16 protein-coding genes are annotated in these 15,520 nt (G+C 37.6%); 12 read left to right on the forward strand and 4 right to left on the reverse strand.

What is annotated here, in order from left to right:
- Positions 1-16: 16 nt before the first annotated feature.
- From ACWOEC_RS04485 to ACWOEC_RS04495, 3 genes are all read right to left on the reverse strand, one after another.
- The gene (locus ACWOEC_RS04485; RefSeq protein ID WP_455306280.1) at positions 17-529 is read right to left on the reverse strand and encodes a hypothetical protein; all 513 of its coding nucleotides are present in this window, start codon (positions 527-529) and stop codon (positions 17-19) included.
- A 217-nt stretch (positions 530-746) separates the two neighbouring features.
- Complete coding sequence (locus tag ACWOEC_RS04490; RefSeq protein ID WP_455306282.1) at positions 747-1,808, reverse strand: hypothetical protein; 1,062 nt, start codon at positions 1,806-1,808, stop codon at positions 747-749.
- A gap of 171 nt (positions 1,809-1,979) precedes the next feature.
- A complete protein-coding gene (locus tag ACWOEC_RS04495) occupies positions 1,980-2,330 on the reverse strand; it encodes a hypothetical protein (protein WP_455306284.1) in 351 nt (116 codons plus the stop codon).
- 80 nt (positions 2,331-2,410) lie between these two features.
- Between ACWOEC_RS04495 and ACWOEC_RS04500 the strand changes: the two genes are divergently transcribed.
- The 5 genes from ACWOEC_RS04500 to cls all read left to right on the forward strand — a co-directional run bounded on the left by ACWOEC_RS04500 (position 2,411) and on the right by cls (position 8,414).
- Positions 2,411-3,067: an aspartate/glutamate racemase family protein gene (locus ACWOEC_RS04500; protein WP_455306286.1), complete on the forward strand. Its 657-nt coding sequence runs from the start codon at positions 2,411-2,413 to the stop codon at positions 3,065-3,067.
- Positions 3,067-3,561 (forward strand): GNAT family N-acetyltransferase, encoded by a 495-nt coding sequence (locus tag ACWOEC_RS04505; protein ID WP_455306288.1) that lies wholly within the window; start codon positions 3,067-3,069, stop codon positions 3,559-3,561. Before ACWOEC_RS04500 ends, ACWOEC_RS04505 begins: the two co-directional genes overlap by 1 nt.
- 16 nt (positions 3,562-3,577) lie before the next feature.
- Positions 3,578-3,835, forward strand: coding sequence for a hypothetical protein (locus ACWOEC_RS04510; protein ID WP_455306290.1), 258 nt, complete (start codon positions 3,578-3,580; stop codon positions 3,833-3,835).
- Positions 3,836-4,176: 341 nt separating this feature from the next.
- Complete coding sequence (gene alaS / locus ACWOEC_RS04515; RefSeq protein ID WP_455306292.1) at positions 4,177-6,819, forward strand: alanine--tRNA ligase; 2,643 nt, start codon at positions 4,177-4,179, stop codon at positions 6,817-6,819.
- A gap of 128 nt (positions 6,820-6,947) precedes the next feature.
- Complete coding sequence (gene cls, locus ACWOEC_RS04520) at positions 6,948-8,414, forward strand: cardiolipin synthase (protein ID WP_455306293.1); 1,467 nt, start codon at positions 6,948-6,950, stop codon at positions 8,412-8,414.
- A 132-nt stretch (positions 8,415-8,546) separates the two neighbouring features.
- Here the strand turns inward: cls and ACWOEC_RS04525 are convergent, their stop codons facing one another.
- Positions 8,547-8,981, reverse strand: coding sequence for a ribonuclease HI family protein (locus ACWOEC_RS04525; RefSeq protein ID WP_455306295.1), 435 nt, complete (start codon positions 8,979-8,981; stop codon positions 8,547-8,549).
- A gap of 70 nt (positions 8,982-9,051) precedes the next feature.
- On the opposite strand from ACWOEC_RS04525, the gene ACWOEC_RS04530 reads away from it, so the two are divergent.
- The 7 genes from ACWOEC_RS04530 to ACWOEC_RS04560 all read left to right on the forward strand — a co-directional run bounded on the left by ACWOEC_RS04530 (position 9,052) and on the right by ACWOEC_RS04560 (position 15,518).
- Positions 9,052-9,432: an EbsA family protein gene (locus tag ACWOEC_RS04530; RefSeq protein WP_455306297.1), complete on the forward strand. Its 381-nt coding sequence runs from the start codon at positions 9,052-9,054 to the stop codon at positions 9,430-9,432.
- 115 nt (positions 9,433-9,547) lie between these two features.
- Entirely contained in the window at positions 9,548-11,215 is a 1,668-nt protein-coding gene (locus ACWOEC_RS04535) for a formate--tetrahydrofolate ligase (protein ID WP_455306299.1), read from the forward strand.
- A 163-nt stretch (positions 11,216-11,378) separates the two neighbouring features.
- On the forward strand, positions 11,379-12,068 hold the full coding sequence (locus ACWOEC_RS04540) for a CBS domain-containing protein (protein ID WP_455306301.1): 690 nt from the start codon (positions 11,379-11,381) through the stop codon (positions 12,066-12,068).
- An 18-nt stretch (positions 12,069-12,086) separates the two neighbouring features.
- Entirely contained in the window at positions 12,087-12,554 is a 468-nt protein-coding gene (gene lspA, locus ACWOEC_RS04545) for a signal peptidase II (RefSeq protein WP_455306303.1), read from the forward strand.
- Complete coding sequence (locus tag ACWOEC_RS04550) at positions 12,544-13,449, forward strand: RluA family pseudouridine synthase (protein ID WP_455306305.1); 906 nt, start codon at positions 12,544-12,546, stop codon at positions 13,447-13,449. The genes lspA and ACWOEC_RS04550 overlap by 11 nt, the downstream gene beginning before the upstream one ends.
- Positions 13,450-13,692: 243 nt before the next feature.
- A complete protein-coding gene (pyrR, locus tag ACWOEC_RS04555; RefSeq protein WP_455306307.1) occupies positions 13,693-14,223 on the forward strand; it encodes a bifunctional pyr operon transcriptional regulator/uracil phosphoribosyltransferase PyrR in 531 nt (176 codons plus the stop codon).
- Between the two features lie 5 nt (positions 14,224-14,228).
- A complete protein-coding gene (locus tag ACWOEC_RS04560) occupies positions 14,229-15,518 on the forward strand; it encodes a solute carrier family 23 protein (protein WP_455306309.1) in 1,290 nt (429 codons plus the stop codon).
- The last annotated feature ends 2 nt before the right edge of the window (positions 15,519-15,520 follow it).

A 15,520-nucleotide genomic window follows, 5' to 3' on the forward strand; every position in this document is an offset into this window, starting at 1 on the left:
TATCATGACCAATGATTTATTCAATCAAAATCGCTTGTTCTAATAAAATCGCTTGTTTATCAGCCAGTTGTTGAATCGCATGAGGATCATGTTGTAGCAATTCTAAATCACTTTTGTTGTCTGTTCCTACAAATAAGCCAACGATTCCAGATTCAATTTCTTCATAAGGGATATATTGGTTATACGCTTTAGTCGTTGGAATCGTAGTTGTTTGAGCAAAAGAAGCATCATTTTTTGCTTCTATACTAATTATAAATTGAGTCGCACTAGCACGAAAAGCGATGCTTATAGGTGTGTGTTTAGGTAAAGTCAACGTTTTGGTTAATAACTCTTCCTTATGTACGTGTGAAATTAGGTTGTTGGAATCGATTGTTATTTTTTGATTCTGATCAGTAAAAACAGTATAATGCTCATTTCCGTAAGAAAGAATAGGAGTTGGCTCTTCATGATGCAATAAAGTGTAACTTAAGCCAGCAATAATCATCAATATCAAACAACCGGTCACAAACAAACCTTTTTTATACAGCATAATAGTCCTCCTTAACTCTGATTAATTAAGTTTAGCATGAAATTCATAAAATAAAACAAGATAACTTGAAAGAAAATGAATTGTTTTTCATTATTATCGCAATTACAATAAAATTTTAATAATAACTAAAAAATGAAAAAAAAAGGGGCACCTTGAGCAAAAAATAAACAGCTAGCATATAGATGTTAGCTGTTTATACTTGAAATAATAAAAGACCTTACATTTTTGCTTCTTTTTCAGGGTTTCGTGCTAACATCGCACCAACTAAACCTGATAATGATGTAATTACTAAGCCTAATACCATTGAAACAAAGCCCCAAATTGATGCTTTAGCGGTTGCATTCGATGCATCTTCTGCTGTTTTACGTGCTTCATCGATTGTATCTTGGATTTCTGATTTTGCTTTATCAATATTGTCTTTAGCCATTTCAATTTGTTTTTGTGCTTCGTTACTTGCAGTTTGCAATTCATTATAAATAGTATCCGTTGCTTGTTGCGCTTCTTCTTCTGATAAATCAGAATTTTTAGCTACTGCATTGGCAATTGCATCTTTGTCAACAGAATCCCCAATTTTTTGTGCGCGATCTTGTAGGGAAGAGGCAGTGTCATCAATAATTTTATCTGCATTATCTGGATTTTTTACGATTTCTTTACCAGCGTTAGTCACTTCATCTGTCGCTTCACTTAATTGATTTTTTAAATAATCTGGTTGTAATTCTGCTACATCTGTATCTTGTAAATATTTTTCTACATTTCCTTGTAATTCATCTGTGTTGACTGTACCAACTTCTTCAGTAACTTTATCAAATACTTTAGATACCGCATCACCACTTACAGAAACGACTGTACTAGCACCATCTCCAACACTTGATGCAACGCTTCCTAATAAAGAACCAACTGTTGATAATGCACTAACTGCTGTATAGCTTACAATCAATGTGACAACGATCATACTTGTCGCCCAAGTCAAAAATCCATGTAACAAGCCAACTTTACGTGCAGCAACACCAGATACAAATCCTGCTGCTACAAAAGAGATGATCAACATGAGGATTGTCCAAATCGTCAATCCTGTTCCAACACCGTCTAAAGGATCATTTGAAGTAGGATCAGCTACTCCAAAACCAATTGCTGAGCTGATTAAACCTAATGTCATAAAAATTGCTAAAAATGTGACAACTCCGGCAATGATTGCTCCCCACGAAATATTAACTCCAGCTTCACCATTTGTAAAATATCTGTTTACCCCTCGTTTGTGATCGTGTTCCATTTTCATCATCCTCCTATATATTGTTTTCAGTTTAAAACTGATTTCCCCTTAGAAAAAATAAACAAGTTTTTCTTCTAACTACATTTAACATAACACGTAGATGTAAAAAAAATCTAATATAATGCTTTTAAATGATTAAAAAACAACATTTATTTTATTATTTAAAATAATAAAATAACATTAATGATTTATTTTTTTAATAAATTCTCCTTGCCAATTCCCTAGAGTGAGGATTTTTTTAGCGATTTTAAAGCGATAATGCGCCGTTTTGACATCGAAACTCCAAAAAAGCGTAATACCGACATGTTTCAAACGCTGATGATGGCACTCCGAGAGAAAATAACTTTTTGTAGCAATCACTTTCGTTTGAAAAAAGTTCAAAAATAGCAAAGTCAGTTGCTGCCCATCTGAAAGTAAGATGACATGGCTACTTGGTCCAGAAAAACTTTGAGAGATCGCGATAGCACGCTGAAATTGTGAAATTGGATAATCTTTTGTTAAGGATAATAGCTTTGATTTTGTGACAAACATACTCAGTTCTCCTTTGGTAGCAATTGTTTTTTTCTATCTTTTCATTATATACTAAAGTGAAAAAGGAGGGCGGGTTGGTCATGAAAATAGCCGTTTTTGGTGGAACACTAATAGACACTCAGATGGGGTGTCGTCTATTGAAAACAAAAAATACTGAAATTTTTTCTGTAGCGATTTCACAATCACCTGAACAACAAACACAATTTCAAACATCAAATCTAACGACAAAAAATACTGTCATTAGACAAAAAATAGAGCAAGCAAAGCAAAATGGATGTCAGGCTATTTTTGTTTATTGTAACTCTTTAAGCGCAAGTATCGATTTTCCCCATTTAGAAAAAGAATATCACATTCCGATCTTAACACCATTTTCAACCTATGAAAGCTATGCCAAAAAGTTAAAAAAAGTAGGGATACTTGCAGCAAATGCTCAAGGTGCTGCAGGTATTGAGCGAGTATTCGTACAAAAAAATCCTGCTTTACGTGTCTTTAGCATTACCAATTTGGATTGGGTAACTGCCGTAGAAAAACAACTCGCACCTGAGGACATCGCAGCTTCTTTTGGATTGCCAGAATCTATACGTTTTTTTGAGCAACAACAAGTCGACGCAATCATTATTGGTTGTACTCATTTTCCTTATTTTTTAGCTGAGTATCAGCACCAAACAACGATTCCTTGCTTGAATCCAGATGACGCACTACGTACAACATTAACTCAATTGATGGAGGTAGACTAATGATCACTCGTTTAACTAAAGACAATCTGATGGATGTCGCTACTTTGTATATTGACAGTTGGCATCAAACCTATCAACAGCTAGTTCCAAAAACGTACTTAGATACTTTAAATAAGCAAGATGCACTAAACAAATGGACATCATTTTTACAATATACAATTGAAAAACCGGTTATTTATGGGGCCTATGATTACAACGGAAAATTATTAGGGTTTATGGCGTTGCGTAATTTAACTCCATATCAAGGAGAAGTTTACGCGCTTTACTTAGCTTCTGAAGCTAAAGGAAGAGGTCTTGGCAGAAAATTAGTGAATCAAGCAAAGTCTCACTTTACAGCGGAAGGGTGTCAGGAAATGTTGATTTGGGTAATGAAGGCCAATCAACCTGCTGTTCAGTTTTATCAACATCTCGGAGGTCAATTGATAGACCACCGTATGAGTGAATTCGATGATGTTTTAGTAGAAGATGAAGCATATCGATGGTACCTTTCATAATAAATGGGGTGCGAAAGTGAAAAAATGGCGCGTTTACCAAGACTATCAACGAAATCATCTAAAAGGAGAAGATTTTTTAGAATATTTCATTAAGCGCAAGTTATCCGCAAGCGCTAAAATACTCTGTATCGTTTCATTGTGGGTGTTATTTTTGTGTTTTGGCTATAATCTTTATGTTTTATTAGGATTTTTCACTGTTACTTTAGTTATCGTAGGTTTATACATGGTAACTTGGATTATTTCAAAATTAATCGAATTTTGGCGACGCAACTAAATTAGTTCACGAAAATTTTATTATGTAAACTTAAAAATATCACAAATATATAGAGAAAAAATTGACTTTTTTTTGCCTCTTCGCTATACTTCAAACGTACACTAAAGGACAACAGTCTTGGCATTTACGTTTACCAGAGAGTTTTCACATCGCTGCAAGGAAAACATTCGTATTCTCGTACTGGCTCCCTTTAGACAATCGGTTGAAAAATCGACGTGACTTCGCGTTAAGAAGATCGAAGAGGTAATGATCAACATCATTGCAAACAAGGTGGTACCGCGTGTAGACGTCCTTGTCTGCAAGGGTGTTTTTTTATTTGAAAAAGAAAGTAGGAATTGTAGATGAAACAACTCTCTAGTGCTGAAGTTCGTCAATTATTTTTAGACTTCTTCCAATCAAAAGGTCACACAGTGGAACCAAGTGCCTCACTTGTTCCGGTAAACGATCCAACTTTATTATGGATCAACTCTGGTGTAGCCACGTTAAAAAAATATTTTGATGGCTCTGTTGTACCAGATAATCCTCGTATTACCAATGCACAAAAATCAATTCGTACCAATGATATCGAAAATGTTGGACGTACAGCACGTCACCATACGATGTTTGAAATGCTTGGAAACTTCTCGATTGGCGATTATTTTAAAACAGAAGCGATCCACTGGGCATGGGAATTTCTAACAGATCCTAAATGGTTAGGGTTTGATCCAGAAAAATTATACGTTACCGTATATCCAAAAGACACTGAAGCAAAACGTATTTGGTCTGAAGAAGTTGGCTTAACAGATGCCCATATTATTGAAATTGAAGATAACTTTTGGGATATCGGTGCTGGACCAAGTGGGCCAGATAGCGAAATTTTTTATGATCGTGGCGAGGCGTATAACGATTTAGCAGAAGATGATCCAGAAAACTATCCTGGTGGCGAAAACGAACGCTATTTGGAAATTTGGAATTTAGTCTTCTCAGAATTTAACCATAAACCAGACGACACGTATGAACCATTACCACATAAAAATATTGATACGGGGATGGGCCTAGAACGTGTTGTATCAATCATTCAAGATGCACCAACCAACTTTGAAACAGATTTATTTATGCCGATCATCCATGCGGTAGAAGACTTAGGTAGTACTGTAAAATATGGCGACAGCCCTGTAACGAATGTGTCGTTTAAAGTCATTGCCGATCATATCCGTGCGTTATCGTTTGCAATCGGAGATGGTGCGTTACCTTCAAATGAAGGACGTGGTTATGTATTGCGTCGCTTGTTACGTCGTGCGGTGATGCATGGGAAAAAATTAGGGATCGAACAAGCTTTCTTATATAAATTAGTACCAGTTGTAGGTTCAATCATGGAAAGTTATTATCCCGAAGTATTGGCACAAAAAGTGTTTATTGAAAAAGTCGTTAAAAATGAAGAAGAACGCTTCCATGAAACGATCAATGAAGGTTTAGATATTCTAAATCAAGTAATCAACCAAGTAAAAGCACAAAATGGCACAACACTTGATGGAAAAGATATCTTTAAACTATACGACACATACGGTTTCCCAGTTGAATTAACAGAAGAAGTAGCACAAGAAGCTGGTCTTGAAGTGGATCACGCTGGTTTTGAAGTTGAAATGCAAGCACAACGCGATCGTGCCCGTGCTGGTCGTAGTAAAGAAACCTCAATGGGGGTTCAATCAAACTTATTGACGGACTTAAAAGTTGATAGTACGTATGTTGGGTACGATGTATTAGAAGCCAAAGGAAAATTAGTGGCACTGATTCAAGAAGAAGCACTAGTGGATACAGTAAACGAAGGTACAGCACAATTGATTTTCGATACGACACCATTTTATGCTGAAATGGGTGGCCAAATTGCCGACAAAGGAACCATCTACAATGAACAAAGTGATATTGTCGCTTATGTGTTGGATGTGAAAAAAGCTCCAAACGGCCAATTCTTACACAAGGTAGAAGTGGTAATGCCTTTAGCCATCGAAGAAAGTTATCTGCTAGAAGTCGATCATGCACGTCATCGTAAGATCACAAAAAACCATACAGCAACCCATTTATTGCATAAAGCCTTAAAAGAAACGTTAGGGGAACATGCCAACCAAGCTGGTTCATTAGTAACACCAGAGCATTTACGTTTTGACTTCACACACTTTGGTCAAGTGACACCAGAAGAACTAGTCGCAATGGAACGCATGGTCAATGAAAAAATCTGGGAAGCACTACCCGTTACAACAGTCGAAACGGATATCGAAACGGCTAAATCAATGGGCGCAATGGCCTTGTTTGGTGAAAAATATGGTCAAAATGTTCGCGTGGTTAACGTGGCGGATTGGTCGATCGAATTATGTGGTGGGAACCATGTTGAGAATACTGAATCGATTGGACTATTTAAAATCGTTTCTGAATCGGGAATTGGTGCTGGCGTTCGTCGAATCGAAGCAGTAACAAGCACCGAAGCTTACGAACAATTCCGTGAAGAAGAAGAACGAGTAAAAGCAGTAGCCGCTCGTTTGAAAACGCCACAGGTTAAAGAAGTCGTAAGCAAAGTGGAACAATTACAAGCGCAATTACGCGAAGTACAAAAAGAAAATGAACAATTAGCAAGTAAATTGGCAAGTCAACAAGCTAGCGATATCTTTAATGAAACCACAGATGTGAAGGGTACATCTGTGATCACAGCAGAAGTTTCAGTAAAAGATATGAATCAATTACGTCAATTAGCCGATCAATGGAAACAAAAATCAGCTTCTGATATCTTAGTCTTAGCTAACGCTACAGACGGTAAGGTCAACTTATTGGTTGCTATGAATAAAGCAGCCAACGACAAAGGCTTAAAAGCTGGCGATTTAATTAAAGCAATCGCACCATTAGTTGGTGGCGGCGGTGGTGGTCGTCCAGATATGGCTCAAGCTGGTGGGAAAAACCCAGCCGGAATCAAAGAGGCTCTAGCGCAAGCAATCGTCTTTATTGAGCAAGCTTAATGGATTTTGTTCTATATCTCTCGTTATCACGAGGATATAGAACTTTTTTATGTTATAATCTGAACAACTTCTATTTTAACCACAGTTAGGGGAAATAGGTTGATTTTGTAGGTATTGGGAGGGAAAATATGAGTATAAAAATGGATATGAGTTTAGTCTATAGTGTAATTATTGCCCTAATTATTTTAAATACGATCGGAGCCTTTATCACGGTTTTTCGAAGACCTCGTTCGATTGCCAGTGTGTTTGCATGGATGATGGCCTTAGTTTTTTTACCTGTGATTGGGTTTATTTTGTATTCATTTTGCGGTCGTGGTATTGATGGTGAAGCCATTTATTTAATGAAAGACAAACATAAAAAACGGATCTATGAGATCGAAGAAGAAATTACGGCACATAATCAACAATTTCCGGTCAAAATCAAAGATGCAGAAGCGCGTCTATTACGGAATTACTTTTATAACGTAGAAGAGTCACCGTTATCGATGGGGAATGATGTGACATTTTTTACAGACGGGAAAGAAAAGTTCGAGCACTTGTTTGCCGACATACGTGCAGCAAAAGATTCCGTTCATGTTGAATATTACGCATTCTTTAATGACAAAATTGGGAATCGCTTTCTAGAGGTTCTCGTTGAAAAAGCTAAAGAAGGCGTGGAAGTCCGCTTGATATTCGACCCATGGGGCGGGAAAACTTCGATCAAATTTTTTACTCCATTAGTCGAAGCTGGCGGTGAAGTATTGGCGTTTATTACTTCACGAAACTTAATTCGCAAAACGCGACTAAATTATCATTTACATCGCAAAATCGTCGTCATCGATGGCAAGATCGGTTGGACCGGTGGTTTTAATGTCGGTGATCAATATTTAGGTGAAAGTAAAAAATTTGGCTATTGGCGGGATACACATGCGCGTATTCTAGGAACAGGTTCATTTGGTTTACAAGAAGTCTTTTTAAAAGATTGGAATGCTTCAGTGAAACACGAGACCCAAGAAATGGAATACGAAGCACGTTATTTTACATTGCCAAAACCAAAAGAACTAGGCGATGTCACTTTACAAATCGTCAGTGATGGTCCCAATCGCGATGAGCAAGTGTTAAAAGGAGGCTTCATCAAGATGTTACTCGGTGCTGAGAAACGGGTATGGATCCAATCTCCTTATTTGATACCAGATGACCCAATGATCACGGCATTAGTTTTAGCTGTGAAATCAGGAATCGATGTTCGCGTAATGATTCCTTGTATGCCTGATCATCCATTTATCTATCGTGCGACACAGTACTATGCAAATTATTTGCAAAAACGTGGAGTTAAAATCTATATTTACAATAATGGATTTATTCATGCTAAAACAATGATCATGGATGATACGATTTCTAGTTTTGGAACAACCAATCAAGATATTCGTAGCTATGAATTAAATTTTGAGGTAAGTGCATTTGCGTATAACCGTAAAGTTAATGCTGAATTGGCAAGTATTTTTGAAGAGGATATGAAACAATCTACGTTACTGACAACAGACATGATCAAAAAACAGTCACGTTGGTTACGTTTCAAGCAAAACTTTTCACGTCTCCTTTCTCCGATTTTATAAAACAGGGAATTTGTCAGGCATTCTAAACGATGAATAAACGGTGTTTTAAATGGAATTCTTTTGAAAAATAAACCGAATCATTACTGAAATAGGTAACCCTATTGTCGGAATGATTCGGTTTATTTCTTGTAATTATCTACTTTTGTCACAGCCCCTTTTTTTATGCTGTTTTAGAACCTTCTGTAATCCTTGGCGAGCCATATGATCTGCACCCTTATTTTTAGACTCAGGGATCCATTCAATAAAAATCAAGGAAAACATTTGTAATTTTTCGTTAATTTCTTGGAGATATTTTTGATATTCTGGATGGCGAGCGTAGTTTTTTGTCACTGTTTGCGCTAAAATCTTACTATCGGTATAGATCATCACTGTGTGTGAATGAAGTTCATGATCGATTACATACTCTAATGTACTTAGCAAAGCCGCAAATTCTGCTTCATGGTTGGTCAATTCACCGGTTAAGGCAAACGCTTGTTGGATATGGAATCCATCGCCTGATAAAACGAACCCACCTCCGCTTGGGCCAGGATTGCCTTTGGTTGAAGCATCAACATGAATCGTAATCATTGTGTTCCTCCTCGTCGTTTCTTACAATGATTATAGCTAAAAAAAGTGAAAGAGTGAAAGGAATGTATCCATGAAAACCAAATTTCGTTGGCAACCTGAAATTTCTTTTTCATTGATCTACTGGTCAATGACAGCCTTTGTTTTTTTTGCAAGTTGGATTATGGCATTAGAAAATACTCGACCATATCCTACGAGTATCGCCGTAACAATGGTGTCCATCTTCTTTTTTTATTTAGGATATCGTCGCACGTTAACGATTACAAATAACAAAATTACGATTTGTTATGCACGTTTTTGGAAACAGACTACTTTTACGTTAGAAGATATCGAGTCGATCCAAACGAATGGCAGTCATGTCGTCATTCAGACAACAACTGCTACTTGGGAAGGGACTTTGCGCAAAAAAGCGCGTCTTCAACTATTAGAATTATTGGCAAAAAAAGAGTGTTGAGACACTCTTTTTTTTGTTTTCGTTAAAATCTGCTTTCTTTTTCAATAAAATTACGATAATCTACTAATGAAAGTACAAAAACGAGATATAATGTTCGTAATTTAGGGGGATTTAGATGAAATCAGATATTGAAATTGCACAAGAAGCTACGCTAATACCGATTTTAGACATTGCGCAAAAAGTTGGTTTTACCGATGATGAGTTAGAATTGTATGGAAAATATAAAGCCAAGATCTCCTATGAAGCAATCAAAAAAAGAGAGCATAAACAAACAGGAAAACTTATCTTAGTCACTTCAATTAATCCTACGCCAGCTGGAGAAGGAAAGTCTACGGTCAGCATTGGCCTTGCAGATGCAATGAACCGAATTGGTTACCAAACAGCACTTGCATTACGTGAACCTTCTTTAGGTCCTGTAATGGGCGTTAAAGGTGGGGCGACAGGTGGCGGACATGCTCAAGTCGTACCGATGGAAGATATCAATTTACATTTCACAGGTGATATGCATGCGATCACGACAGCAAATAATGCTTTATCTGCTTTATTAGACAACCATATCCAACAAGGCAATGCATTAAACATCGATACTCGTCGGATTACATGGAAACGTGTGGTCGATTTAAATGATCGTGCATTACGTCATGTAGTAGTTGGTCTGGGAGGTCCAATGCAAGGTGTTCCTAGAGAAGATGGTTTCGATATTACAGTTGCTAGTGAGATCATGGCAATTTTATGTCTGGCAGACTCATTGCCAAACTTAAAAGAACGTTTAGCAAATATCGTGATCGGATATACACATGATAAAGAACCCGTTACCGTAAGACAATTGCAAGTCCAAGGAGCTTTAGCTTTATTGTTAAAAGATGCCTTAAAACCGAATTTGGTTCAAACGATTGAAGGAACACCCGCTTTTGTTCATGGTGGCCCTTTTGCCAATATCGCACATGGCTGCAATAGCATCATGGCAACAAAGCTCGCGTTGACCAGTAGCGACTACACGGTGACTGAAGCTGGATTCGGTGCTGATTTGGGTGCTGAAAAATTTTTAGATATCAAGGTACCAAATTTAGCAAAAGCCCCAGATGCAATCGTGATCGTTGCAACGATTCGCGCTTTAAAAATGCATGGCGGTGTAGAAAAAGGCGCACTCACTACTGAAAATATTCCTGCTTTAAAACAAGGATTTGCCAATCTAAAACGCCATATTCACAATATGAAACGCTATAATGTTCCAGTGGTCGTTGCCATTAACGAATTTAGTTTGGATACCACGGCAGAATTTGATTGTTTAACTGATCTATGTGAAAAAGAACAAGTCCCTGTAACGCAATGTGCAGTATGGGAAAAAGGTGGAGCCGGTGGCGAGGCTTTAGCACAAACTGTTGTACGCTTAACAAATGAGCAGCATACTTTTACACCGCTTTATCAGTCTAGTGATTCACTTGAGCAAAAAGCACAAACGATCGTTCAGAAAATTTACGGAGCACAAACTGTACAATTTAGTGCCAAAGCCCAAAAACAATTACAAGATTTTGCACTATTTGGCTGGGATCATTTGCCTGTATGTATGGCAAAAACGCAATATTCATTTTCAGATGATCCAACGAAACTGGGTGCACCAACAGATTTTACCGTAACCATTCGTGAATTTATTCCAAAATTAGGTGCCGGATTTATCGTGGCGTTGACCGGTGATGTGATGACGATGCCAGGATTACCGAAAAAACCTGCTGCATTAAACATGGATGTGACTTCAGATGGACAAGCACTAGGCCTATTTTAAGCCGCATAACCACTTCAGTAAACGAAGTGGTTTTTTTAGTTACAAAATAAAATTATGGTAAACTAGATATGAGAATGTTATTTGAATGGTGGTTTGTGGTTTCCATTCTACATAAACTAAGCTATACTTATTGAGCAGATAACCAAAAAGGAGGCGGTTCTCTATGGCCGAAGCCGTACAAATATTTTTAAGCAGCTTTAATCGAATCGAAAAATGGCTTCAACAAAAAAATCCGACAGATCAAAATCTAGGATTCAGTCAATTAGTGCGTGTATTAGCAGATAATCCTAAATTACCGGTCAAACCATATGAGGCAGATCTTTTGCAGATTTCTCAGTTGCGTAATGCGATCGTTCATGATCAAATCGGTGACAATTTTATTATTGCTGAACCGAATGAATGGGTCGTAAAGCGAATTTTATTTATTGAAAAAGAGCTAGCAGAGCCAGAAACCGTATTGCCACGTTTTAAAAAGAACGTCACAGGTTTTGAGATTGATCTTTCGATGAAAGAGTTCTTAAAAATCGTTGCCGAAAAACGTTACTCGCAATTTCCGCTATATGACAAAGGTAAATTTAAAGGTCTAGTGACGTTACGTGTGCTTGGATATTGGTTTGCTACACATTTTGAAGATGTGACGCCAGATCTTGAAGGGATTTGTGTAGAAGACTTAGTCGAAGTCGAGGAAAAGAAAAGTAATTATCAATTTGTATCCGGAGATACAAGTATTGATTTTGTCCAACAATTGTTTAAAGAAAAGCGAACATTAGAAGCAATTTTAATTACAAAACACGGAGAACCCGATGGTAATTTAGAGGGAATCATTAAGCCGCGTGATGTAGTTGATATCTAATTAGAAAGAGGATACTAGATGATAATCTATCTTATTTTAGCTGCCATTATTATTGGCATTGATCAACTTGTAAAGTACCAAACCGTAGCACATTTAGCACTAGGTGAATCCGTTACCGCGATTCCTCATGTATTATCTTTTACTTATTTACGCAATACGGGTGCTGCTTGGAGCTTATTTGAAGGACAACAAACTTTTTTCACGATAATTACCATCGCTGCAGTCGTTATTGTCAGTTATTTATTGTACCGTAATCGCTACGGTCATTGGTTATTTTTATTAGGACTAGCGATGATTTTAGCTGGAGCAATCGGTAATTTTATCGACCGGATTCGTCTCGGTTTTGTAGTCGATATGTTTCAGTTGGATTTTATCCATTTTCCAATTTTTAACGTTGCCGATATGTCTTTATCTATTGGCGTACTATTGATTTTTATATACACGATCTTTGAAGATCGATTGAAAGGAACACAATATGCAAAATGAAATTGAAGTAATCGTTACGGACCAATCTGGTCGAATCGATAAAGTATTAGCTACAACATTGCACAACCATAGTCGTTCACAAATCACACAGTGGTTAAAAGACGGATATGTAAAAGTCAACAACGACACCACACGTGCCAACTATAAAGTAAAGTCAGGTGATCACATTTTGATCACGATCCCTGAACCTAAAGAATTAGAACTTGTAGCACAAGATATTCCACTTGAGATTATCTATGAAGATGAAGATGTGGCTGTGATTAATAAAGTACAAGGAATGGTCGTCCATCCTTCTGCAGGACACCCTGACCAAACACTAGTCAATGCGCTACTTTATCATTTAAAATCACTTTCGACGATTAATGATGTCATACGTCCTGGAATCGTGCATCGCATCGACAAAGATACTTCAGGTTTACTGATGGTCGCAAAAAACGATGACGCGCATGTATCTTTAGCCAAACAATTAAAAGATAAAACTTCTTTACGTAAATATATCGCATTGGTTCATGGCTCGATTAGTCATGATAAAGGACGAATCGATGCTCCGATCGGTCGCTCAAAAGTCGATCGTAAAATGCAAGCTGTGCGTGAAGACGGAAAGTCTGCTGTCACGTATTTTCAAGTATTGGAACGGTTTAAAGATTTCACTTTAGTCGAATTACAGCTTGAAACGGGACGTACGCATCAGATTCGTGTTCATATGCAGTATATTGGCTATCCATTGGCAGGTGATCCTGTCTACGGACCAAAGAAAACATTAAAAACCAATGGCCAACTATTACATGCTAAATTATTAGGGTTCAAACATCCTAGTACAGAAGAATCCATGATTTTTGAGGCGCCTTTACCGGAAGCATTTGAAGAAGTTTTAGAAAAACTTAGAAAAACTTAGAAAAAACAGTTGATTTTTTATTTCACTAAGGGTATAGTAAGTACAAATCAAATAAGAAATTCCTTTAAAGATAGTCCCGTGAGGCTATAAAGGTGTGAGTTAGTGAAGTTGTACATGCGTGTATGAACTGATCTAATTATTTCGGTGTATTGCGATACATCAATCTTCTGTCTACATACTGACATTCACTCCTGCCTTCACGAGGTAGGAGTTTTTTATGACCAAAAATGAGGAGGAACGGATATGAAAAAAGAAGTCATCGATGCAGTTACTATGAAACGAGCACTAACACGAATCACTTATGAGATTATTGAACGTAACAAAGGAATCGAAGATCTTGTATTAGTTGGAATTAAAACAAGAGGGATCTACATCGCCCAACGGATTGCTGAACGCTTAAAACAATTAGAAGATGTTGAAGTCCCAGTCGGAGAACTAGATATTACCGGTTATCGAGACGACAAAAAAGTTGATGCAACAATTGAGTCTACATCTGCTATTCCTTTGTCATTAGAAGGTAAAGAAGTAATTTTACTAGATGACGTTTTATATACAGGACGGACCATTCGTGCAGCACTAGATGCAGTAATGGATTACGGCAGACCCCGACGAATCTCGCTAGCGGTGTTAGTCGATCGTGGCCATCGCGAGTTACCAATTCGCGCAGACTTTGTTGGAAAAAATATTCCAACTTCGAAAACAGAAGAAATTATCGTTGAAATGGAAGAAATTGATGGATACGATCGTATCTTAATTGATCAAACGGGGGAATAAGCAAAATGAACCAAGAGAAGTTTCGTAATCACGATGCCGTATTAGACATTCATGATCGACCAAAACCAGCTCACTGGGTCGGGTTGAGTCTACAACATTTATTCACCATGTTCGGTGCTACCGTCTTAGTTCCGATCTTAGTCGGAATCAACCCCAGTATCGCACTCGTTAGTTCTGGACTAGGAACGATCGTTTACTTGTGTGTGACAAAAGGTAAAATTCCCGCTTATCTAGGAAGTAGCTTCGCCTTTATCGCTGCCATGCAACTTTTGATGAAAACAGATGGATATCCGGCCATTGCACAAGGGGCAATGACAACAGGAGCGGTATATCTCATCGTATCGTTTATCATTAAAAAAATTGGAGCAGGTTGGTTGGATAAAATTTTGCCAGCCATTGTCGTAGGCCCGGTCATCATGGTAATTGGCTTAGGCCTAGCTGCAAATGCGGCAAATAATGCGATGTATAAAACAGTCGATGCTACTCAAGTGTACGATTTTAAATATGTTTTTGTAGCACTTGCAACATTGGCAATTACGATTTTCTTTAACATGTATCTAAAAGGCTTTATCGGTTTGATTCCGATTTTACTTGGAATCGTCTGTGGTTACTTATTAGCATTAGCAGTGGGAATCGTAGATGTAGAGCCTATCAAACAAGCCGCATGGTTTGCCTTACCAGATTTTCAAGCACCCTTCATCCAATATGAACCAAAATTATATCTAGGTGCGATTACGACCATGGCACCCATCGCTTTTGTGACGATGACTGAGCATATCGGACATTTGATGGTCTTAAATAAACTAACAAAGCGCAACTTTTTTGAAGAACCAGGGTTACATAAGACCCTCATGGGAGATGGATTTGCTCAAATCGTAGCTGGATTTGTAGGAGGACCTCCTGTAACTAGTTATGGAGAAAATATCGGTGTGTTAGCCATTACACGTGTCCACAGTGTGTTTGTTATCGGTGGTGCAGCTGTCTTTGCTGTATTGCTCGGATTTGTTGGAAAACTAACCGCATTGATCTTAAGTATCCCAAATCCGGTTATTTCTGGTATTAGCTTCGTCTTATTCGGAGTCATCGCAGCCAGCGGATTAAAAATTTTGATTGAAAACAAAGTTGATTTTGATAAGAAGAAAAATTTATTAATTGCTTCTGTCATTTTAGTTGTAGGCATCGGTGGATTGGTCTTTGAAGTCGGCACCTTTACATTATCGTCAATGGCCTTAGCAACTGTTTTAGGAATTCTTTTAAACTTGATTTTACCTGATCAAGCAAGAAGCGAAGTTTAGGA

The organism is Enterococcus bulliens (genome assembly GCF_053761865.1).